The sequence below is a fragment of the Janibacter melonis genome, assembly GCF_003721155.3.
GTDB lineage: Bacteria > Actinomycetota > Actinomycetes > Actinomycetales > Dermatophilaceae > Marihabitans > Marihabitans melonis.
Genome location: NZ_CP044548.2, coordinates 1,495,182 through 1,517,629, shown reverse-complemented (window position 1 = coordinate 1,517,629; position 22,448 = coordinate 1,495,182). Strand labels below are relative to the sequence as shown.

The 22,448-nt window shown below is 72.3% G+C and carries 18 protein-coding genes, 1 tRNA gene and 1 pseudogene; 16 read left to right on the top strand and 4 right to left on the bottom strand.

Annotated elements, in window-relative coordinates; all coding sequences use genetic code 11:
* Positions 1-57: 57 nt before the first annotated feature.
* Positions 58-858: an ABC transporter permease gene (locus EEW87_RS07140; protein ID WP_123092067.1), complete on the bottom strand. Its 801-nt coding sequence runs from the start codon at positions 856-858 to the stop codon at positions 58-60.
* On the bottom strand, positions 855-1,817 hold the full coding sequence (locus EEW87_RS07135) for an ABC transporter ATP-binding protein (protein WP_123092066.1): 963 nt from the start codon (positions 1,815-1,817) through the stop codon (positions 855-857). The genes EEW87_RS07140 and EEW87_RS07135 overlap by 4 nt, the downstream gene beginning before the upstream one ends.
* 357 nt (positions 1,818-2,174) lie before the next feature.
* On the opposite strand from EEW87_RS07135, the pseudogene EEW87_RS17215 reads away from it, so the two are divergent.
* The 6 genes and pseudogenes from EEW87_RS17215 to EEW87_RS07110 all read left to right on the top strand — a co-directional run.
* Positions 2,175-2,276, top strand: a pseudogene (locus EEW87_RS17215) (hypothetical protein); the annotation flags it as partial.
* A gap of 62 nt (positions 2,277-2,338) precedes the next feature.
* Positions 2,339-2,512: a hypothetical protein gene (locus EEW87_RS16965; protein WP_225985836.1), complete on the top strand. Its 174-nt coding sequence runs from the start codon at positions 2,339-2,341 to the stop codon at positions 2,510-2,512.
* Between the two features lie 428 nt (positions 2,513-2,940).
* Positions 2,941-4,275, top strand: a complete 1,335-nt coding sequence (locus EEW87_RS07125) for a hemolysin family protein (protein WP_123092065.1) — start codon at positions 2,941-2,943, stop codon at positions 4,273-4,275.
* Positions 4,272-5,300 (top strand): hemolysin family protein, encoded by a 1,029-nt coding sequence (locus tag EEW87_RS07120; RefSeq protein ID WP_123092064.1) that lies wholly within the window; start codon positions 4,272-4,274, stop codon positions 5,298-5,300. Before EEW87_RS07125 ends, EEW87_RS07120 begins: the two co-directional genes overlap by 4 nt.
* A gap of 123 nt (positions 5,301-5,423) precedes the next feature.
* A complete protein-coding gene (locus EEW87_RS07115) occupies positions 5,424-7,010 on the top strand; it encodes a sodium-dependent transporter (protein ID WP_123092063.1) in 1,587 nt (528 codons plus the stop codon).
* Positions 7,007-7,171, top strand: a complete 165-nt coding sequence (locus tag EEW87_RS07110) for a methionine/alanine import family NSS transporter small subunit (RefSeq protein ID WP_123092062.1) — start codon at positions 7,007-7,009, stop codon at positions 7,169-7,171. The genes EEW87_RS07115 and EEW87_RS07110 overlap by 4 nt, the downstream gene beginning before the upstream one ends.
* Before the next feature lie 426 nt (positions 7,172-7,597).
* On the opposite strand, the gene EEW87_RS07105 is transcribed toward EEW87_RS07110, so the two are convergent.
* A tRNA-Arg gene (locus tag EEW87_RS07105) sits at positions 7,598-7,670 on the bottom strand.
* 133 nt (positions 7,671-7,803) lie between these two features.
* Between EEW87_RS07105 and argS the strand changes: the two genes are divergently transcribed.
* The 10 genes from argS (at position 7,804) to EEW87_RS07055 (ending at position 21,788) form a co-directional block, all read left to right on the top strand.
* Positions 7,804-9,447 (top strand): arginine--tRNA ligase, encoded by a 1,644-nt coding sequence (gene argS, locus EEW87_RS07100; protein ID WP_123092061.1) that lies wholly within the window; start codon positions 7,804-7,806, stop codon positions 9,445-9,447.
* 16 nt (positions 9,448-9,463) lie between these two features.
* Positions 9,464-10,915 (top strand): diaminopimelate decarboxylase, encoded by a 1,452-nt coding sequence (gene lysA, locus EEW87_RS07095; RefSeq protein ID WP_123092354.1) that lies wholly within the window; start codon positions 9,464-9,466, stop codon positions 10,913-10,915.
* Between the two features lie 20 nt (positions 10,916-10,935).
* Positions 10,936-12,273, top strand: a complete 1,338-nt coding sequence (locus EEW87_RS07090) for a homoserine dehydrogenase (RefSeq protein WP_123092060.1) — start codon at positions 10,936-10,938, stop codon at positions 12,271-12,273.
* 4 nt (positions 12,274-12,277) lie between these two features.
* The gene (gene thrC, locus EEW87_RS07085; RefSeq protein ID WP_123092059.1) at positions 12,278-13,378 is read left to right on the top strand and encodes a threonine synthase; all 1,101 of its coding nucleotides are present in this window, start codon (positions 12,278-12,280) and stop codon (positions 13,376-13,378) included.
* Between the two features lie 11 nt (positions 13,379-13,389).
* Positions 13,390-14,406: a homoserine kinase gene (thrB, locus tag EEW87_RS07080; RefSeq protein WP_123092353.1), complete on the top strand. Its 1,017-nt coding sequence runs from the start codon at positions 13,390-13,392 to the stop codon at positions 14,404-14,406.
* A 176-nt stretch (positions 14,407-14,582) separates the two neighbouring features.
* Positions 14,583-16,643: a transcription termination factor Rho gene (rho, locus tag EEW87_RS07075; RefSeq protein WP_123092058.1), complete on the top strand. Its 2,061-nt coding sequence runs from the start codon at positions 14,583-14,585 to the stop codon at positions 16,641-16,643.
* Positions 16,644-16,818: 175 nt separating this feature from the next.
* Entirely contained in the window at positions 16,819-17,193 is a 375-nt protein-coding gene (locus EEW87_RS07070; RefSeq protein WP_123092057.1) for a response regulator transcription factor, read from the top strand.
* 1 nt (position 17,194) lies between these two features.
* A complete protein-coding gene (locus tag EEW87_RS07065) occupies positions 17,195-18,310 on the top strand; it encodes a HEAT repeat domain-containing protein (protein ID WP_123092056.1) in 1,116 nt (371 codons plus the stop codon).
* Positions 18,310-19,761 carry a glycosyltransferase family 2 protein gene (locus tag EEW87_RS07060; protein ID WP_123092055.1) on the top strand — a complete coding sequence of 484 codons (1,452 nt, stop codon included), beginning with the start codon at positions 18,310-18,312 and terminating at the stop codon, positions 19,759-19,761. The genes EEW87_RS07065 and EEW87_RS07060 overlap by 1 nt, the downstream gene beginning before the upstream one ends.
* Positions 19,761-21,788: an ATP-binding protein gene (locus EEW87_RS07055; RefSeq protein WP_123092054.1), complete on the top strand. Its 2,028-nt coding sequence runs from the start codon at positions 19,761-19,763 to the stop codon at positions 21,786-21,788. Before EEW87_RS07060 ends, EEW87_RS07055 begins: the two co-directional genes overlap by 1 nt.
* On the opposite strand, the gene EEW87_RS07050 is transcribed toward EEW87_RS07055, so the two are convergent.
* Positions 21,718-22,281: a GNAT family N-acetyltransferase gene (locus tag EEW87_RS07050; protein ID WP_123092053.1), complete on the bottom strand. Its 564-nt coding sequence runs from the start codon at positions 22,279-22,281 to the stop codon at positions 21,718-21,720. The two genes, EEW87_RS07055 and EEW87_RS07050, sit on opposite strands and share 71 nt — an antisense overlap.
* Positions 22,282-22,448: the final 167 nt, after the last annotated feature.

Below are 22,448 nucleotides of genomic sequence, written 5' to 3'. Positions count from 1 at the left end.
GCCTAACGCGAACGCCCCTCCAGGTCGGAGGGGCGTTCGCGCTTCGAGCAGGCTCGATCAGGTGACGTCCTGGCGCGACGCGCGGAGCACGCCGAGACCGGCGAGGACGACCGCGTACGCGGTGAGCGTCAGGGCGCCGGCCCACCACGAGAGCGGCTCGGCCATGCCCGGTCCGGAGACGGTCACCGGGTCGATCATCGCGTTCGTCGCCTGGCTCGGGAAGAACTTCACGACGTGCTCGTTGGCGAAGTCGTTGAAGGACAGCCCGAAGCCGACGAGGGGCTCGACGATCCACGCGGTGCCGATGCCGACGAGCAGCGCGGCGACCATGTTGGGGATGAGGATGCCGACGCCGAGCCCGATGAGCGCCCACAGGGCGAGGGCGAGCAGGCTGAGCGCGAGCGAGCGCAGGATCTCGACGTCGGGGAAGGGCTCGATGCCGCGCATGCTGAGGACGACGGCGCCGACGCTCACCGAGCCGAGGAGGCTGACGAGGCCGTAGCCGATGCCGATGACGACGAGGGCGAGGACCTTGCCGAGCAGGGCCTTCATCCGGCGCGGGGTGGCCAGGAAGGTGCCGGTAATCGTCTTGTGCCGGTACTCCGAGCCGATCTGCATGACACCGATGGTCAGCAGGAGCAGGTAGCCGACGCCGAGACCCGCGGTGTAGACGGTGTTGGCGACCTGGGCGTCGGTGCCGGTCATCGCCGGGGCGCCGGTGCCGGGGTCGTCGATCGTGTAGACGACGGCGAAGAAGCCGGCGAAGACGGCGCCCGCGACGAAGATGCCGAGGGCCATCGCCCACCACATCCGCGTCGTGCGCAGCTTGCGGATCTCCGAGCGGATGACGCTGATCATTCGTTCGCCCCTTCCTGACCGATGAGAGCGTCCTGCTCCACCGGGGCGTCCTGAGTCGAGTAGTTGCGGCTCGTGCCGTCGGTGAGCGCGAAGAAGAGCGACTCGAGGTCGCCGCTGCGGCTCGTCAGCTCCCACACCGGGAGGCCGGCGCGCAGGGCGACGTCACCGATGAGGCGCAGGTCGTCGGTCTCGACGACGAGACCGCCGTCGGCGGGCTCGGCGGTGACGTCGGCGATGCGCAGGGCACCGGCGAGCGCGTCGGCGTCGGAGGTGCGCACGAAGCTCTTCGCCCCGCCCTGCACCTCCTCGAGCGTGCCGGAGCGCACAAGGCGGCCGTTGGCGATGATGACGACGTCGTCGGCCGTCTGCTGGACCTCGCCGAGCATGTGGCTGCTCACGAGGACGGTGCGGCCCTCGCTGGCGAGGTGGCGCAGGAAGCCGCGCATCCAGCGGATGCCCTCGGGGTCGAGACCGTTGTTCGGCTCGTCGAGGAGGAGCACCTCGGGGTCGCCGATGAGGGCGCCGGCGAGACCGAGGCGCTGGCGCATGCCCATCGAGTAGCCGCCGGCCCGCTTGCGGGCGGCGGCGGGGATGCCGACGAGCTCGAGCAGCTCGTCGACGCGAGAGTCGGGGATGCCGGCCGTCGAGGCCATGACCCGCAGGTGGTCGCGGCCGCTGCGCCCGGGGTGGAAGGAGGTCGCCTCGAGGGCTGCACCGACCGTCGTCAGCGGGCTCGGCAGGTCGCGGTAGCGCGTGCCGCCGATCGTCGCCTGCCCGGCCGAGGGCTCGACGAGACCGAGCAGCATCCGCAGGGTCGTCGTCTTGCCCGCGCCGTTCGGCCCGAGGAAGCCCGTCACCCTCCCTGGTCTGACGTCGAAGCTCACGTCGTCGACGGCGGTGAAGCCCCCGAAACGCTTGGACAGGTTGCGCACCTCGATCGCGGTGCCGCGGTCGGCCATCCTGCTCTCCCTCTGGCGCACGCGCGCCGGGTCGTCACTACGGTCTCTCGGTCGAGACCCATCGAACCAGTGCCACCTCACCCCGCACATCCACCCCAGGTCTGAGCCCCCCTCCCCCCGAGGGATGAGCCGTTGCTGGTCGAGGTGCGAGGAGTCTTTGCCGGTCGAGGTGCGACGAAGGAGTTCTTGGTGGTTGAGGTGCGACGAAGGAGCCTCGAAACCACACAGCCGGGTTTCGAGGCTCAGGCCTGGCGGCCTTCGCACCTCAACCACCGAACGTCCCGCTGGTCGAGGTGCGGGGAAGACCGTTGGTGGTCGAGGTGCGACGGAGGAGCCTCGAGACCACGGACCCTGTGGATGACTCACCGGCCGCGAGCGGGGCCTCTGCTGAGATCAGCCATGCCCCACGTCTACATGCTCCGCTGCGCCGACGGCAGCTACTACGTCGGCAGCACCCGCGACCTGCAGAAGCGTCTGCAGCAGCACGCGACCGGCGGGGCAGCCGCTACACGAGCTCCCGCATGCCCGTCGAGCTCGTCTGGTCTCAGGAGACCGAGACGATCCCGCAGGCCTACGCCCTCGAGAAGCAGGTCCAGGGCTGGTCGCGAGCCAAGCGCGAGGCGCTGATCGCCGACCAGTGGGACGTCATCGTCAAGAGATCACGGCGAAGGGGTGGCCGTCCCCCTGGTGGTTGAGGTGCGAAACCACGCGGGGTTGGTCTCGAGGCTCGTCGCTGCGCTCCTCGCACCTCGACCAGCGAAGGGGCCTTTGGTGGTTGAGGTGCGAAGGCCGCCAGGCCTGAGCCTCGAAACCGTGCGGGGGTGGTCTCGAGGCTCCTTCGTCGCACCTCGACCAGCGAACGCTCCTGCACCTCGAAACCGCGCGGCGGTGGTCTCGAGGCTCGTCGCTGCGCTCCTCGCACCTCGACCAGCAAAGGATCCTGCACCTCGAAACCGCGCGGCCGTGGCTCGAGGCTCCTTCGTCGCACCTCGACCAGCGAAGGCTCCTGCACCTCGACCAGCAACACCGCTCCTCGCACCTCGGCCAGCGAAGGCTCTCGCACCTCGGCCGGCGAAGGCTTCCGCACCTCCACCAACGACGCGGACCGTAGGATCGCGACATCATGACGCCCTGGTTACTCCTGCTCCTCGGTGTGCTCCTCACGCTCGGCACGGCCCTCTTCGTCGCCGCAGAGTTCTCGCTCGTCGCCCTCGACCGCCCGACGGTCCAGCGGGCCGTCGACGCGGGGGACTCCCGGGCGCAGCCGGTGCTCATCTCCCTTCGCCGCCTCTCCACGCTCCTCGGTGCGTGCCAGGTCGGCATCACGATCACGACCCTCGTCCTCGGCTTCGTCGCCAACCCCGCGATCGGTGCGCTCATCACCCCGCTGCTCGAGGCCGCCGGGCTCGGCCCGCGCGGGGCGGCCAACACCGCGAGCGTCATCGCGCTGCTCCTCGCGACGGGCTTCTCGATGATCGTCGGCGAGATGGTGCCGAAGACCCTCGCGGTCTCCGCCCCGCTCGGCACGGCGAAGGTCGTCGCCACCCCGATGCGCGTCATCGCCACCCTCCTGCGCCCCATGCTCTTCGTGCTCAACGGCTCCGCGAACTGGGTGCTCCACCGCCTGGGCATCGAGCCGCAGGAGGAGCTCTCCGCGGCCCGCAGCCCCGCCGAGCTCGCCTCGCTCGTGCGCACCTCCGTCGAGGCCGGCACGCTCGACTCCGGCACCGCCCGTCTCGTCACCCGCTCGCTCGGCTTCGGCGAGCAGACCGCCGCGGACGTCATGACCCCGCGCAACCGCGCGACCTCCATCGACCGCACCGCGAGCGCCGAGGAGCTCGTCGCGCTCGCCCGCGCGACCGGGCACTCCCGCTTCCCCGTCACCGGCGAGGACTGGGACGACGTCGACGGCGTCGTGCACGTGAAGAAGGCCATCGCCGTGCCCCACGAGAAGCGCGCGGCCGTGCCGATCTCCGCCCTCATGGTCGCGCCGGTCATGGTCCCCGAGACCCTGCGCCTCGACCCGCTGCTCCTCCAGCTGCGCGACGCCGGCCTGCAGTTCGGCGTCGTCGTCGACGAGTACGGCGGCACCGCCGGTGTCGTCACCCTCGAGGACCTCGTCGAGGAGATCGTCGGCGAGGTGAGCGACGAGCACGACCGCAGCCAGACGACCGGCCGCCAGCTGCCCGACGGGTCGTGGACCGTGCCGGGCCTGTGGCGCCCCGACGAGGTGCGCGAGCGCTTCGGCGCCGAGGTGCCCGAGGGGTCCGCCTACGAGACCGTCGGCGGCTGGGTCATGCACGAGCTCGGCCGCGTGCCCTCGGTCGGCGACGTCGCCACCCTCGACGGGTGGCAGGTCACCGTCGTCGACATGGAGGCGCGCCGGGTCGACCGGTTGCGCTTCACCCCGACCTCGACCGACGACCAGGCCACGACCGAAGGGGGTGAGCGCGCGTGATCACCGTGATCATCACCGTCGTCCTGCTGCTGCTCAACGCCTTCTTCGTCGGTGCCGAGTTCGCCGCGATGTCCGCCCGGCGCAGCCAGCTCGAGCCGCTCGCCGACGCGGGGGACAAGCGGGCCGCGCTCGCCGTCGAGGCGCTGCAGCACACGGGCGTCATCCTCGCGACCTGCCAGCTCGGCATCACCGTGTGCTCGGTCCTCCTCGGTGCGATCTCCGAGGCGGCCCTGCACCACGCCCTCGAGCCCGTGATGATCCGCCTCGGCGTGCCCGAGGGGCTCACCGACGCGACCTCGCTCGTCCTGGCGATCCTCGTCGTCGTCTACCTCCACGTCGTCGTCGGCGAGATGGTGCCGAAGAACATCTCGATCTCCGGCCCCGAGCGCGCGGCCCGCTGGCTCGTGCCCCCGCTCGTCGTCGTCATGCGCCTCACCCGCCCGATCATCGCCGGCATGGACTGGCTCTCGAAGGCCCTCGTGCGGGCGATGGGCATCGAGCCCAAGGACGAGCTCGCCACCGCCTTCACCGTCGAGGAGGTGCAGACGATCGTCGAGGAGTCGCACCGCGAGGGCCTCGTCGAGACCGACAAGTACGGCCTCGTCGGCGCCGCGCTCGAGTTCTCCGACAAGGACGCCGCGGACGTCGGCATCCCCGTCGCCGACCTCGTCACCGTCCCGGTCGACGCGACGCCCGACGACATCGAGCGGCTCGTCGCCCGGCACGGCTTCTCGCGCTACCCGACGGTCGACGGCTCCGGCGAGCTGAGCGGCTACCTGCACCTCAAGGACGTCCTCTACGCCGACGACGTCCAGCGCTCTCAGCCCGTGCCGGTCAAGCGGGTCCGTCGCCTGGCGACCGTGCAGCGCGCCGACGAGGTCGAGGACGTGCTGCGCACGATGCAGCAGACCGGTGCCCACGTCGCCCGGGTCATCGGCGACGAGGGGGCCACCCTCGGCGTCGTCTTCCTCGAGGACGTCATCGAGGAGCTCGTCGGCGAGGTCACCGACTCCACCCAGCGCTGACCCCCCTTCGCCCGGCGCGGTCTCAGCCCGCGACGCCCGCTGCGGGTGCCCCGACGTCCGTGGCACTGTGCGCGGTGCCGCGAGCCAGGTCGTCTGCCCGCGGTGCACCGACGAGGGAGTGACGTGAGCACCACCAGCAGCACCACCTCCGGCGAGCTCGCCGGGGCGTCCGAGAAGAGCGGCTTCGGCACCCGCAAGGCCTTCATCTTCGCCGCCATCGGGTCGGCGGTCGGCCTGGGCAACATCTGGCGCTTCCCGTACGTGGCCTACGAAGGGGGCGGCGGCGCCTTCCTCGTGCCGTACCTCGTCGCGCTGCTGCTCGCCGGCATCCCGATGCTCTTCCTCGACTACGCGATGGGGCACCGCTACCGCGGGTCCGCGCCGCTGGCCTTCCGGCGGATCTCGAAGCGGGGCGAGTGGTTCGGCTGGTGGCAGGTGCTCATCACCGTCGTCATCGGCATCTACTACCCCGCGATCATCGCCTGGGCGATCCGCTACACCGGCTTCTCGGTCGACAAGGCGTGGGGGAGCGACCCCGAGGCCTTCCTCTTCGGCGACTTCCTCCGGGCCGCGGAGACCCCCGGGCCGACGCTCGACGTCGTGCCGGGGGTGCTCATCCCGATGGTCGTCGTGTGGGTCGTGACGCTCGGCGTCCTCGCGCTCGGCGTCCAGGCCGGCATCGGGCGGACCGCGGTCATCTTCATCCCCGCGCTCGTCATCGCCTTCGCGATCCTCGTCGTCGTCGCGCTCACGCTGCCGGGTGCGAGCGTCGGGCTCAACGCCCTCTTCAGCCCCGACTGGTCTGCGCTCGCCGAGCCCGGGGTGTGGGTGAGCGCCTTCGGGCAGATCTTCTTCAGCCTGTCGGTGGGCTTCGGCATCATGATCACGTACGCGAGCTACGTCGGTCGCAAGACCGACCTCACCGGGTCCGGGGCGGTCGTCGCCTTCTCGAACTCGAGCTTCGAGCTGCTCGCCGGTCTCGGCGTCTTCGCCGTCCTCGGCTTCCTCGCGAGCAGCTCGGGCCAGCCGGTCGACGAGGTCGTCGCGCAGGGCATCGGGCTGGCCTTCGTCGCCTTCCCGGCGATCCTCAACGAGGCCCCCGCGGGCGTGCTCCTCGGCGTGCTCTTCTTCGGCTCGCTCGTCGTCGCCGGGCTCACCTCGCTCATCTCGATCGTCGAGGTCGGCATCAGCGCGATCCGTGACAAGACCGGCGCGGGCCGTGTCGCCGCGACGATGATCATCGGGCTGCCGATGGCCGTCGTCTCCTGCGTGCTGCTCGGCACGACCGGCGGGCTGTACGTGCTCGACACGGTCGACAACTTCATCAACAGCTTCGGCATCCTGCTCGTCGCCGCGCTGTCGATGCTCGCCATCGGGTGGGTGTGGCGCCGGCTCCGCCCGCTCGCCGACCACATGAACGTCCACAGCTCGATCCGGCTCGGCGCCTGGTGGCGGGTGCTCGTCGCCGCACTCGTGCCCCTCGTCCTCGTCGTCATGCTCGTCCTCGAGCTCGTCGACAACGTCGAGACGCCGTACGAGGGCTACCCGAGCTCGCTGCTGTGGACCTTCGGGTGGGGCCTCGTCATCGCGCTGCCCGTCATCGCGCTCCTGCTCGCGCGGCTGCCGTGGCAGCGGGGGATCGAGCTCGACGACCCGGGCAGCGACCAGCTCGCCGACGACCACGCCGACACGACCGGGGGTGCCCGATGACGACGACCGCGATCCTCATGATGCTGCTGGCCATGGGCACGATCTGGGGCGGCCTGGTCGTCTCGGTGATCTGGCTCGTGCGAAGCGACCGCCGGGTCGCCGCCCGCGAGGCGGCGCGCGCCGGTGGGACCGGGGCGGGGACCACGCGCGGGGAGGGCTGACCCCCTTCGCTGCCACCCAACCCCGCTAGACCCCCGGCTACCACGCCGTACTGGTCGTGATCACGACCACTACGGCGTGGTGGCCCGCGTCGTCGGTGGGTGGGTCGGACCGCCGCGAAGGGGGACGACCTGCTGCGGGTCGGACGTGCTGGCGGGGTCCGTGCCGGGTGACTCCGCCCTTGCCCCGTACGTACGGGGCAGGGCTCTAGTCACGCGAAGAGGGGGAGAAGTCTCGCTCTGGGCCTGGCGATCTCGTCGCGGCCGGTGCTCGGTGCTCCCGTCGGCGCTCTCGCTGCATTCGAGGCGTCTGCTGCTTCTGCCATGGGCTGTGTGGGGTGCCCCCGTCGGTGCTCTCACTGCGTTCGAGGCGCCTGTTGCTTCTGCCATGGGCTCCGCTCGGCGCCCGCGGAGCGGGCTGCCGATCGGTGCCCCCGGCAGGATTCGAACCTGCGGCCCCTGGTACCGGAAACCAGTGCTCTATCCCCTGAGCTACGGAGGCGTGCGCCCGACGGTGCGGGCGCCGGTGCAGGTTAGCACCGCGCGGGCCGGGGCCTCGCATCCGCACCATCGCGGCACCCGGCCGTGCTGGACACCCGCCCGGGCCCCGCGCCACGGCTCCTAGACTCCTGCGGGTGACCCCCGAAGAGCTCGCCACCGCGATCCGTCATGCCCTGACCGCTGCCGTCGACGCCGGTGACCTCGCCGTCGACGTCCCCGACGTCGTGCGCGTCGAGCGACCCAAGGCCAAGGGCCACGGCGACTGGAGCACCAACGTCGCGATGCAGCTGGCGAAGGGGGCCGGTCGGCCCCCGCGCGACGTCGCGACCGTCATCGCCGACCACCTCGGCCGCGCGGACGGCGTCGCCGAGGTCGAGGTGGCCGGTCCCGGCTTCCTCAACATCACCCTCGACGCCGCGAGCGCCGGCGAGCTGGCCCGCACCGTCGTCGAGGCCGGTGACACCTTCGGCCACGGCACGAGCGAGTCCGGGCGCACGATCAACCTCGAGTTCATCTCGGCCAACCCGACCGGCCCGCTGCACATCGGCCACACCCGCTGGGCCGCGCTCGGCGACGCGATGCGCCGGCTGCTCCAGGCCACCGGCGCCGACGTCACGGCCGAGTACTACATCAACGACGCGGGCGCCCAGATGGACAAGTTCGGCGCCTCCGTCCTCGCGAGCATGCGCGGCGAGCCCACCCCCGAGGGCGGCTACCCCGGCGCCTACGTCGACGACCTCGCCGCGACCGTGCGCGAGCAGCGCCCCGACGCCGCCGACCTGCCCGACGACGAGGCCCTGCCGCTCGTGCGCTCGCTGGCCTACCAGGCCCAGCTGCGCGACATCCAGCAGACCCTCGCCGACTTCGGCGTGCACTTCGACGTGTGGTTCTCCGAGGTCGAGCTGCACGACGGCGGCGCCGTCGACGGCGCGGTCGCCCGGCTGCGCGAGCAGGGCCACGTCTACGACGAGGGCGGCGCCGTCTGGCTGCGCACCACCGACTTCGGCGACGACAAGGACCGCGTCCTCATCCGCGCCGACGGCATCCCGACGTACTTCGCCGCCGACGCCGCGTACTACCTGAGCAAGAAGGACCGCGGCTACGACGAGAAGATCTACCTCCTCGGCGCGGATCACCACGGCTACATCGGCCGGCTCAAGGCCATCGCGGCGTGCGCGGGCGACAACCCGCAGCACAACATCGAGGTCAAGATCGGCCAGCTCGTCAACCTCGGCGGCGCGAAGCTGTCCAAGCGCGCCGGCAACATCATCGAGCTGCGCGACCTCGTGTCGTGGATCGGCGCCGACGCCGTGCGCTACAACCTCGAGCGCTACCCGGCCGACAGCCCCCTCTCGCTCGACGGCGAGGAGCTGCGCAAGCAGACCAACGACAACCCGGTCTTCTACGTGCAGTACGCCCACGCCCGCACGGCCAACGTCACGCGCCTGGCGATCGAGGACGGCGTGCTGCGCGAGGAGGGCTTCGCCCCCGAGCTGCTCGTCGACCCGACCGAGGCCGCGCTCCTGGCGATCATCGGCGACTTCCCCCGCGTCGTCGCCCAGGCGGCCGAGCTGCTCGAGCCGCACCGCGTCTCGCGCTACCTCGAGGACCTCGCCACCCGCTACCACAAGTGGTACGACACCTGCCGCGTGCGCCCCCTTCGCGACGAGGAGGTCACCGACACCCACCGCACCCGGCTGTGGCTCAACGACGCCACCCGCCAGGTGCTCGCCAACGGCCTGACCCTGCTCGGGGTCTCCGCACCGGACCGGATGTGACCTCATGGCTCTGAACATGCGCGCCCACGAGGCCGGCGCCCTCCACGCCGAGGGCTACGGCGCCGCCCCGCACTGGCTGCCCTACCCCAACGACGTCATGGAGCTGCTCCCGCAGCTGTGGTCGAAGGGGGTCACCCGCGGTGACGACGGCGTCCTCGCCGTCGCGGGGGTGCCCGTCACGCAGATCGCCCGCGACTTCGGCACGGCGGCCTACGTCGTCGACGAGGACGACTTCCGCGCCCGGGCCCGCGCCTTCGCCGACGACTTCACCCGCCCCTTCGTCGCCGTCTGCGGCGGGGCCGACGTCTACTACGCGGGCAAGGCCTTCTTGTGCTCCGCCGTCGCGCGGTGGGTCATGGAGGAGGGGCTGAGCCTCGACGTGTGCAGCGGCGGCGAGCTCGCCGTCGCCCAGCGCGTCGGCTTCCCGCCCGAGCGGCTCGCGCTGCACGGCAACAACAAGAGCCTCGCCGAGATCCGCCAGGCCCTGTCCTACGGCGTCGGGCGCATCGTCCTGGACTCCCTCGAGGAGGTCGAGCGGGTCGCGCAGGTCGCCACCGAGCTCGGCGTCATCGCCCCCGTCATGGTGCGCGTCACCGTCGGCGTCGAGGCGCACACCCACGAGTTCATCGCCACCGCCCACGAGGACCAGAAGTTCGGCTTCTCCCTCGCCTCCGGCTCCGCCGCCGAGGCGATCGAGGCCGTCCTCGCGCACGACGGCGTGCTCGACCTGCGCGGCGTGCACAGCCACATCGGCAGCCAGATCTTCGACGTCTCCGGCTTCGAGATCGCCGCCCGTCGCCTCGTCGGGCTGCACGTCGCCGTCCTGCAGGAGCACGGGCTGCACATGCCCGAGATGGACCTCGGCGGCGGCTACGGCATCGCCTACACCTCCGAGCACGACCCGATGACCCCGGCGCACCTCGGCGCCGACATGGCGGCCGTCTGCGACCGCGAGATGCGCGTGCTCGACGAGCTCGTCGAGGGCGACGCCCCCGCACCGCGCCCGCGCATCTCCATCGAGCCCGGCCGCGCCATCGCCGGCCCGAGCACCCTGTCGCTGTACGAGGTCGGCACGGTCAAGCAGGTGCAGGTCACCGGCGACGCCGTGCGCACCTACGTCAGCGTCGACGGCGGCATGAGCGACAACGTGCGCACCGCCCTCTACGGCGCCGACTACTCGTGCACGCTCGCCGGCCGCAGCTCCGAGGCCGCGCCCGCCGTGACCCGTGTCGTCGGCCGCCACTGCGAGAGCGGGGACATCGTCGTCATGGACGAGTACCTGCCGGCCGACGTCGGCCCCGGCGACCTGCTCGCGGTGCCCGGCACCGGGGCGTACTGCCGCAGCCTGTCGAGCCAGTACAACCACACCCCTCGTCCGCCGGTGATCGCGGTGCGGGACGGCCGGGCACGGGTGATCGTGCGTCGCGAGACTGTCGAGGACATCCTCGCGCTGGACGTCGACGAGTGATGGACCAAGGAGGAGCTGGCATGGACAGCGACAAGACCCCGATCCGGGTCGCCCTGCTCGGGTGCGGCACCGTGGGCGGCGCCGTGGCCCAGAAGCTCACCGGCAACGCCGCCGAGCTGGCGGCCCGCGTCGGGCGCCCGATCGAGCTCGTCGGCATCGCCGTGCGGCGCGCCGGGCGCGACCGCAGCGAGCTCGGGCTCGACCCCGCGCTCTTCACCACCGACGCCGAAGGACTGGTGACCCGCGCCGACATCGTCGTCGAGGTCATCGGCGGCATCGACCCCGCCCGCGGGCTCATCCTGCGCGCGATGGAGCATGGCGCGAGCGTCGTCACCGCCAACAAGGCGCTCCTCGCCGAGGACGGCCCCACCCTCTACGCCGCCGCCGACGCGGCCGGCGTCGACCTCTACTACGAGGCCGCCGTCGCCGGGGCGATCCCGATCCTGCGGCCGATCCACGAGTCGCTCGCCGGCGACGACGTGCGCCGCGTCATCGGCATCGTCAACGGCACGACGAACTTCGTCCTCGACGCGATGGACACGACCGGCGCGGGCTTCGGCGAGACCGTCGAGCGCGCCCAGGCCCTCGGCTACGCCGAGGCCGACCCGACCGCCGACGTCGAGGGCTTCGACGCCGCGGCGAAGGCCGCGATCCTCGCCTCCCTTGCCTTCCACACCCGCGTCTCGAGCGCCGACGTCTACCGCGAGGGCATCACCGAGGTCACCGCGAGCGACATCCGGGCCGCCCGCGAGATGGGCTGCGTCGTCAAGCTCCTCGCCATCTGCGAGCGCACGAGCGACGACGGGGGCGCCGAGGGCATCTCGGTGCGCGTGCACCCGGCGATGATCCCGCGCACGCACCCGCTCGCCGCCGTCCGCGAGGCGTACAACGCCGTCTTCGTCGGCGCGGACGCCGCGGGCGAGCTGATGTTCTACGGCCAGGGCGCCGGTGGCGACCCGACGGCCAGCGCGGTCCTCGGCGACGTCGTCGCCGTCGCCCGCCACCACGTCTCCGGCGGCCGCGGGCCGGGCGAGATCGCCTACGCCGACCTGCCGGTCCTGCCCATGGGCAGCGCCCAGACGCGCTACCACATCAGCCTCGACGTGGCCGACCGCCCGGGCGTGCTCGCCGTGGTCGCCCAGGCCTTCGCCGAGCACGACGTCTCGATCGAGACCGTGCGCCAGCAGGTCGTCGTCGACGAGGACGGCGAGCCCGGGGGAGAGCGCACCTCTCACGCCCAGCTCATCGTCGTCACCCACATGGCGCCCGACGCCGCGCTCGCCGCGACCGTCGACGCCCTCGCCGCCCTCCCCGCTGTCGGCGATGTCACCTCGGTCATGCGGGTCGAAGGGAGCTAGCGCCGTGGCGCACCAGTGGCGCGGGGTCATCCGCGAGTACGCCGACCGTCTGCCGATGCTCACGGGGGCGCCGGTCGTCACCCTGCACGAGGGCGGCACCCCGCTCATCGAGGCCGAGCAGCTCTCCGAGCGCGTCGGCGCCCGTGTGCTCGTCAAGTACGAGGGCCTCAACCCCACCGGCTCCTTCAAGGACCGCGGCATGACGACCGCGATGTCGATGGCGGCGAAGTCCGGGGCGAAGGCCGTCATCTGCGCCTCGACCGGCAACACGAGCGCCTCCGCGGCCGCGTACGCGACGAAGGCCGGCATGACGTGCGCCGTCCTCGTGCCCGAGGGCAAGATCGCCATGGGCAAGCTGAGCCAGGCCATCGCGCACGGCGCGACCCTGCTCCAGGTCGACGGCAACTTCGACGGCTGCCTCGACGTCGCGCGCAAGCTCGCCGAGACCTACCCCGTCGAGCTCGTCAACTCCGTCAACCCCGCGCGCATCGAGGGCCAGAAGACCGCCTCCTTCGAGATCGTCGACGCGCTCGGCGACGCCCCGGACATCCACGTCCTGCCCGTCGGCAACGCCGGCAACATCACTGCGTACTGGCGCGGCTACCGCGAGTACGCCGAGCCGACCGAGGGCGTCTCCGGCGAGCTCGCCCCCGTCGCGACGCGCACCCCGGCGATGTGGGGCTTCCAGGCCGCCGGCGCCGCACCCCTCGTCCACGGCCACCCCGTCGACGACCCGGAGACGATCGCGACGGCGATCCGCATCGGCAACCCCGCGTCGTGGCACCAGGCCGTGCAGGCCCGCGACGACAGCGGCGGTCTCATCGACTCCGTCACCGACGACGAGATCCTCCAGGCGCACCGGCTGCTGTCCTCGACCGAGGGCATCTTCGTCGAGCCCGCGAGCGCGGCGAGCGTCGCCGGCCTGCTCAAGCAGCACGCCGCCGGCGCCGTCCCCCCGGGCGCGACGATCGTGTGCACCGTCACCGGCCACGGTCTCAAGGACCCGCAGTGGGCCCTGCGCACCGCCGACGGCGACGAGGTCGAGCCGGTCCGGGTGACCGCGGAGGCCTTCGAGGTCGCCCGCGCCCTCGGTCTCGACGGGTGAGCACCCCCGCGATGAGCACCGTGGGGACGAGCACCGCCGACGCCGCGGCCGGTGCGTGGCGCGAGCCGCGGGCGGGCGCGAGCGTCACCGTCCGCGTGCCCGCCTCAAGCGCCAACCTCGGCCCGGGCTTCGACAGCGTCGGCATCGCGCTCGGCGTCTGGGACGAGTGCACGGTCACCGTGACCGAGCAGCCCGGCGTCGTCGTCGAGGTGAGCGGCGAAGGGGAGGGGGCCGTCCCCCTCGACGCGTCGCACCTCGTCGTGCGCAGCCTCGCGGCGACAACCGCGCACCTCCGTCTGCCGACCCCGGCCGGACTGCACCTGCGCTGCACCAACGCCGTGCCGCACAGCCGCGGCCTGGGCTCCTCCGCCACGGCCATCGTCACCGGCGCCCTCGCGGCCGCCGCGCTGTGCTGCCCGCAGGCCACCCCCTTCGACGACGCGACGGACCCCGACGTCCGCGCGCGGCTGCTCGACGTCGTCAACCAGGTCGCGAGCGCCCTCGAGGGCCACCCCGACAACGCCTCCGCGAGCGTCTACGGGGGAGCGACGGTGTCGGTGATGACGCCCGGCGACGCGGGACAGGTCACCGCGACGACGCGGCTGCCGCTGCACGACGACGTCGCCGTCCTCGTCTGCGTGCCGAGCACGCGGCTGAGCACCGCCCTCGCGCGCAGCGTGCTGCCCGAGTCGGTCTCGCTGTCGACCGCCGCGCAGAGCACCGCCCGCGGCGCCCTGCTCGTCCACGCGCTGACCAACGACCCGTCCGCGCTCATGGCGGGCACGGTCGACGTGCTCCACCAGGAGCACCGCCGCGCGAGCTATCCCGCGGCCATGTCGCTCGTCGACGAGCTGCGCGCGCACGGCCACGCCGGCGTCATCTCCGGGGCCGGCCCGTCGGTCCTCGTGCTCACGACGAGCACCCGGGTCGAGCAGGCCCGCGTCGTCGCGCAGAGCACGCCCGGCTGGCGCGTGCTGTCCCCAGATGTGCCGGATGACGGGTGCGCCGTCGTCACGGTGATACATTGAAGCCAGCTCCACGAGCCCCGGCGCCTCCCGTGCGCTGAGCTGGGCGGAGCTTCTCACCACCTGCAGGTTCGCCCGGTCCGCGGGCGCGCAGCGGTGGCACTCCTTGAGACCCCGCACTTGACGGGGCGCACCTGGCCTGCCCCTGAGCAGGCACGAGCGAGGGGAAAGGATCCTTCGTGACCGACACCATCACCGGCGAGCCCGGCGCCACCGCCGAGCAGCCCCCGCGCCGATCCGGCGCCCTGAGCGCGATGCGCCTGGCCCAGCTCCAGCAGCTCGCGAGCAGCATGGGCATCTCCGGCACCGCGAAGATGCGCAAGAGCGACCTCGTCGCCGCCATCAAGACCAAGCAGTCCGGCTCCGGCTCGGCCCCCCAGGCCCCCGCGGCCGATCAGGGCGAGACCCCCGCCGAGGCGACGGGGGAGCGCGCCGAGCCGCGTCGCCGCCGCGCCGAGCGTCCCGAGGGCTCCGGCCAGGGCGGCGACAGCGCCCCTCAGGCCCGCGACGAGCAGCCGGCCCGCGAGGAGCAGACCCGTGAGCGTGCTCAGGGCGAGGACTCCCGCGGCGACCGCGAGCAGCGCGAGAGCCGTCGCGACGACAGCCAGCAGGGCGAGCAGCGCGAGCAGCGTCGCGACCGCCAGCAGGGCGACCGCCAGGGCAACGACTCCCGGGGCGAGCGTCAGCAGGGCGGCAACGACTCCCGTGGCGACCGTCAGCAGGGCGACCGCAACGAGTCCCGTGGCGACCGTCAGCAGGGCGACCGCAACGAGTCCCGTGGCGACCGCCAGCAGGGCGACCGCCAGGGCAACGACCGTCAGCAGGGCGGCAACGACTCCCGCGGCGAGCGTCGTGACGAGCGTCGTGACGACCGACAGGGCAGCCGCGACCAGGGCGGCGCGCAGGGCAACCGCGACCGTCAGCAGGGCAACAACGGCCCCCGTGACGACGACGACGAGGGCGGCCGCCGCCGTCGCAACCGCGGTCGCAACCGCGGTCGTGACAAGCGCCGCGGCGGTGCCGGTGGCGGTCAGGACCAGGAGGAGGTGCAGGTCCACGACGACGACGTGCTCGTCCCGGCGGCCGGCATCCTCGACGTCCTCGACAACTACGCCTTCGTGCGCACGAGCGGCTACCTGCCCGGCAGCAACGACGTCTACGTCCCGCTCGGCATGGTCAAGCGCCACGGCCTGCGCAAGGGCGACGCCGTGACCGGCAAGGTCCGCACGAGCACCGACGGCGAGGGCATGCACACGGTCGGCGGCAAGAACAACCGCCAGAAGTACAACCCGCTCGTCAGCCTCGACACCGTCAACGGCATGACGCCCGACGACGCCCGCCGTCGTCCGGAGTTCGGCAAGCTCACCCCGCTCTACCCGCAGGAGCGCCTGCGCCTCGAGACCGAGCACAACGTCCTCACGACGCGGATGATCGACCTCGTCGCCCCGATCGGCAAGGGCCAGCGCGGGCTCATCGTCGCCCCGGCGAAGGCCGGCAAGACGATGGTCATGCAGTCCATCGCCAACGCGATCACGACGAACAACCCCGAGTGCCACCTCATGGTCGTCCTCGTCGACGAGCGTCCCGAGGAGGTCACCGACATGCAGCGGGCCGTCAAGGGCGAGGTCATCTCCTCGACCTTCGACCGCCCGGCCGACGACCACACGACGGTCGCCGAGCTGGCCATCGAGCGGGCCAAGCGCCTCGTCGAGATGGGCCACGACGTCGTCGTGCTGCTCGACTCGATCACCAAGCTCGGTCGCGCCTACAACCTCGCGGCCCCCGCGAGCGGGCGCATCCTCTCCGGTGGTGTCGACTCGGCCGCGCTCTACCCGCCGAAGAAGTTCTTCGGCGCCGCGCGCAACATCGAGGACGGCGGCTCGCTGACCATCCTCGCGACGGCGCTCGTCGAGACCGGCTCGCGCATGGACGAGGTGATCTTCGAGGAGTTCAAGGGCACCGGCAACATGGAGCTCAAGCTCGACCGTGGGCTGGCCAACCGCCGCATCTTCCCCGCCGTCGACATCAACGCCTCGGGCACGCGGCGCGAGGAGATCCTCCTCGCCCCCGAGGAGCTGAAGATCATGTGGAAGCTGCGTCGCGTCCTCGCGGCCCTCGACCAGCAGCAGGGTGTCGAGCTCCTCATCGACCGGCTGAAGAAGACCAAGACGAACTACGAGTTCCTCGTCCAGGTCTCGCAGAACAGCTCGATCAAGATGGACGACGACGAGATGGCCTGACCGGGCCGACCCGATCCGGGTCTCGCCGGACGAAGGGGGGACCGTCACCACGAGGTGGCGGTCCCCCCCTTCGCGTCCCGACGCGCCACGGGCGTCCGGTCGAGGGCGCACGGTTCGGCAGGTACGATCGCCGCATCCACAGCCCACGCCACACCAGATCTGGGGAGCTCAGCGCATGGCGGAGCAGACGGTCGTCGTCGCCGACGACGACGACGACATCCGAGACCTCGTCGCCTTCAAGCTCGAGAACGCCGGCTACGAGGTGATCTCCGTGGCTGACGGCGACTCCGCCTGGGACCGCGTGCGCGAGGTGCGCCCGACCCTGGCCGTCCTCGACGTCATGATGCCGGGCATGTCGGGTCTGGACGTGCTGCGCGAGATCCGCGCCGACGACAGCCTGGCCGAGACGAAGGTCATCCTCCTCACCGCCCGGTCGCGCGACGTCGACGTCGACGCGGGCTTCAGCTCCGGGGCGGACGACTACCTCACGAAGCCGTTCAGCCCTCGCGAGCTCGTCCACCGGGTGAGCTCGCTGCTCGCCCGCGGCTGACATGCCCGACTTCGTCGTCAGCGCCTGGGTGCTGCGGCTGTCGCTCTGGATCATGGCCGTCACGGCCGTGCTGCTCGCCGCGACGATCGTCCTCGCCCGGATCCAGCGCCGCCGCAAGGCGGCGCGCGACCGCCGCCAGATCGACCCCATCCGTCGCGACGTGCTCACCATCGCCTCCGGCGACGACGAGGACGGCAGCTCCGTGCAGCGCCTGCTGTCCGTGCCGCTCAGCGGTCTCGAGGCGGTCGACGGGTATCTCGTCTCCCTCCTGTCGAAGGTCCGGGGTGCACCGGCCCAGCAGCTCGTCGGCCTGCTCCAGCGCCACGGCGTCGTGCGCCGGGCGCGCGACGGTCTCGCCTCGTCCTCCGGCACACGCCGTGCCCGCTCCGCGTGGGCGATCGGGCTCATGCGCGTCGAGGGGGAGGCCCGCTCCGTCGCGCCCCTGCTCCAGGACAGCGACCGCGGCGCGGCCGTGACCGCCGCCCGCGCGCTCGGCATGCTGCGCGAGGACGTCGCCGCCGGCCCGCTGCTGCGCTCGGTCAAGCCCGCCCGCCGCGGCCGCGGCGCGCTGCCCGCCTGGGTCGTCACCGAGGCCCTCGCCCAGCTCGGCCCGGGCACCGCCGACACCGTCGGCGCCGCGCTGCTCAGCGACGACCCGACGACCCGCGCCGTCGCCGCGCGCGCGATCGGCGTCGCCCAGCACGTCTCGCAGCGCGAGTCCCTGCGCTCGCTGCTCGCCATCGAGGAGGACCAGACCGTGCTCGCCGCCGTCGCCGAGGCCCTGGGCCGCGTGGGCCGACCCGACGACATCCCGTCGCTCGTCGACCTCGCCGCCCCCGGCCACCACCAGACGGTGCGGCTCTCCGCCGTCCGCGCCCTCTCCGAGCTCGGCGGGCGCGCCTCCGTGGCCGCGCTCGCGGACCTGCTCTCCGACGAGGACGCCCGTGTCGGCGAGCTCGCCGCGCAGTCCCTCGTCGACCTCGACAGCCCCGGGATCGCCGCCCTCCACGAGGTCGCCGAGCGCACCTCGCCCGAGGACGACGTCACCCGCGCCGCGACGAGCTACGGCAGGGCCCTGCTCGAGCTGCGCGCCGGCTCCGGGGCCGGTGGTCGCTGATGGACTGGCTCGAACCCCTTCGCCCGGTCGTCGAGACGATCTTCTCCGTCATCGCGCTGCCGGTCCTCGTCTACTTCCTCGTCATCAACACGAGCTATCTCGTGCTCGTCGTCATGTCGAGCCTGGAGTTCCGCCGCTCGATGCGCCAGCTGCCGTACGCGGGCCGCGAGGAGCTCGTCGGCTCCGGCCTCGTGCCCGGTGTCTCCGTCGTCGCCGCGATGCACAACGAGGAGGTGGGCATCCGGCTCGCGGTGCAGTCGATGCTCGCGCTGCACTACCCGCGCCACGAGGTCATCGTCGTCGACGACGGCAGCACCGACGGCGGCTTCGAGGTGCTGCGCGAGACGTTCGACCTCGTCGAGATCCCGCGGCGCATGCCCGGCGACATCACCGTGCGCGAGCAGCCGACCTCGGTGCACGTGCCGCGCAACGGCCGGACCCGCCTGACCGTCGTCCGCAAGGCCAACTCCGGTCGCTCGGACTCGATGAACGTCGGCATCAACTACGCCTCGCAAGACCTCGTCGTCTTCGTCGACTCGGACTCGATCCTCGACCCCGACGCGCTGCTGTCGGTCGTCAAGCCCTTCGCCGACGACCCGGTGCGCATGGTCGCCGCGGGCGGCGTCATCCGCGCGGTCAACGGCTGCCTCGTGCGAGGAGGTCGTGTCACCGAGGTGCGGATGCCGAAGAACTGGTTGGCCCGGATCCAGGTCGTCGAGTACCTGCGCGCCTTCCACCTCGGCCGCTCCGGCTGGTCCCGCCTGAAGTCGCTCATCCTCATCAGCGGGGCCTTCGGCATCTTCCGCCGCGACGTGCTCGTCGAGGTCGGCGGGCTCGACCCGAGCAGCATCGGCGAGGACTTCGAGCTCGTGCTGCGGGTGCACAAGCACCTGCGCCGGCAGAAGCGCGACTACCGCGTGCAGTTCATCAACGAGCCGATCTGCTGGACCGAGGTCCCCGAGTCGGCGAAGGTCCTGCGCAAGCAGCGCGCCCGCTGGCACCGCGGGCTGTGGGAGACCCTGTGGGCCTACCGCGGCATGCTCTTCAACCCCCGCTACGGCCGGGTCGGCATGATCGCGCTGCCGTACTACTGGCTCTTCGAGCTCATCGCCCCGGCGCTCGAGCTCTTCGGGCTCGTCCTCGTCGTCCTCGGCACGCTGCTCGGGGTCATCGACGTCTCGTACTTCCTGCTCTTCATGGCCGTCGCGTACGTCTACGCCGCGCTCGTCACGCTCGCGGCGATGACCGTCGAGGAGCTGAGCTTCCACAAGTACCCGCGCTGGCGTGACCTCGCGAGCACGCTCGCGGCCGCGGTCGTCGAGAACGTCGGGTACCGGCAGGCCACGGCCGTGTGGCGCATCGAGGGCTGGGTGCAGAGCCTCACCGGTCGCAAGCAGGTGTGGGGCACGATGACCCGCACCGGCTTCGACACCGGTGAGGGCAAGGGCTGATGAGCCCCCAGCACACCGTCGCGCGGGTCCTCGAGCGCCTCGTGCTCCTCCTGTCGTGCGTCATCCTCGCGATCTCGGCGCTGTCGGCCGGCGCGGTCGTCTACATCCGGCACGAGGTGACGACGACGGCCACCCGCTTCACCCCGCTCATCGACGGCTCGAGCCGGATGCGCGTCGCGATCACCGACGCCCAGTCGGAGTACCGCGGCTACCTGCTGACGAAGGACCGGATGTACCTCGAGCGCTACCGCGCCGACCGCGAGGAGTTCCGCCGGGAGACCGCGGAGTTCCGCGAGCTCGCCGGCGGCCAGGTCGGGGCCGAGGCGATGGACGAGCTCGTCGACGCGGGGGACCGGTGGTTCGCGGCCGTCGACGTGCAGGTGACGCGTGTCGCCGACGGCCGCGAGGGCGACATCTCGAGCACGGCGGCCACCTTCGACCGCGTCGAGGTCGCCCACGACGACCTCGTCGAGGAGGTGAGCGCGGCCCGCGAGGGGCGTCGCGACCGCTACCGCGCGGCCATGAGCATCTCGCTCGTCGCGATCATCCTCGCCAGCCTCGTCGCGCTCAGCGCGACCCTGCGCCAGAGCTGGAAGGTGCGGCGCTACCTCATCTCCCCCCTTCGCTCCCTGTACAGCACCGTCGTCAACCACGAGGCCGGCGCCGTCGCCGCCCGCGCCGACACGACCCGCGGCGCCCAGGAGGTCCGGGCCGTCGCGACCGCCTTCAACTCCCTCGCCGAGGTCAACGACTCGATGCGCCGCGAGCGCGAGCGACAGCTCGACCTCTACCGGCTCACCAGTCGGGTCGTCGGGCAGCTCTCCCGGCGCGACGACGAGGCCGACGGCACGTGGGACGACGCCTGCCGCGAGCTCTCGGCGCGGCTCGGCGTCGACGCGACGACGATCTACGAGATCGAGGGCGACGAGATCGTCACCGCCGGCAGCTACCGCTCGCCGTCGGCCGACTTCACCCCGCTGCTCGTCGACATCTCCGTGCCGTCGCTGCGCGAGATGCTCGCGGACGTCCCCGCCCTCTTCGGCCACACGCCGGACGAGATCTTCGCCCTCTTCCCCGACCGGCTCGCCGGCACCGCCGACCTCCACGGGGTGCGGGCCTGGGCGCTGCACCCGCTCGTCGTCTCCGGCGAGGTCGTCGGCATCCTGTCGATCGCCGCGATGCGCGAGCACCACTGGGAGGCCTCGGAGGAGCAGGCCATCCGGCGCGTCGCCGAGTACGCAGGGCACGCCCTCGCCGAGCGGCGCGTCGTCGCCGAGCTCTCCGCGCTCGACGCGCAGAAGTCCGACTTCGTCGCGACGACGAGCCACGAGCTGCGCACCCCGCTCACCTCGATCGCCGGCTACCTCGAGCTCATCGAGGACGGCGACTTCGGGCCGCTGCAGCCCCGTCAGGCCCACGCGCTCGAGGTCATCTCGCGCAACGTCTCGCGGCTGCGCCTGCTCATCGACGAGCTGCTCCTGCTCAACCGCCTCGACAGCGGCGCCGCCGGCGCCGAGCGCCGGGTCCTCGACATGCGTCTGCTCGTCACCTCCGTCGGCGAGTCGATGAAGCCCGTCGCCGACGCGGCGGGCGTCGAGCTCGTCGTGAGCACCGGCACCCACTCGCAGCCGGTCGAGGTCGAGCGCGACCAGGTGGAGCGGGCCATCGGCAACCTCACGAGCAACGGCGTGAAGTTCACCCCGCGCGGCGGCCGCGTCGAGCTGCGCATCGAGGCCGACGACGCGTGGGTCCGCGTCATCTGCCGCGACACCGGCATGGGCATCCCCGACGAGGACCAGGCCCACCTCTTCCAGCGCTTCTACCGGGCGAGCAACGCCCGCGAGCAGCAGGTGCAGGGCACCGGGCTGGGTCTCGTCATCGTCGAGACGATCGCCCGCATGCACGGCGGCGGTGTCGAGCTCGCGTCGAGCGTCGGCGTCGGCACGACGGTGACGGTCACCCTGCCTCGGGCGGGGTCGGCTCACGCGTCAGCCGAGCCCGCATCTCCGGGAACTGCGACGGCGTGAAGCCCAGGGCCTCGTACATCGGGGCACCCTCGGCCGTCGCGTTGAGCGTGACGACGTCGACCCGGGTGGACTGCGTGAACCAGTCGAGGACCCCTTCGACGCAGGCCTGCGAGAGCCCGCGGCGACGGTGGCTCGGGAAGGTCGCGACGTTCGTCAGCAGCCCGCCGACGTCACCGCGACGGGTCGGGGAGGGCATGAGGTCGACGACCTGGCCCATGGCGCACGAGACGACGGCGCCCCCGACGTCGGCGACGACGACGGCGACCCCGGCGTCGTCGAGGTGCAGCTGGAGCCACCGGGCGGCGTCAGCGCGCCACCGGGGGTCGTAGAGGTCCTCGTCCGGGGTGCCCATGGCCTCGAACATGAGGATGCGCAGCTCGATGACCGAGCCGATGTCGGCGGCGGTCGCGGCCCGCACGACCGAGCCCTCCACCGGCCCGGGGCGCTCCTCGAGGGCGGGTCGGCGGTCACGGCGCAGCGGTCGTCGGGCCATGCCCGCATGATGCCGCACCGGTCCGAGCGGCCGTCGGGGCGGTCGGGGAATGCCGCGCGGGCGGGCGCGGTTATGGACCACGTCAGATCCTCTGGCAGAATCACCCGTTGGACCGGTTCACGGCTGGCGCCTCGAGCGCAGGACCTGCACCGCACGCATCCCAGATG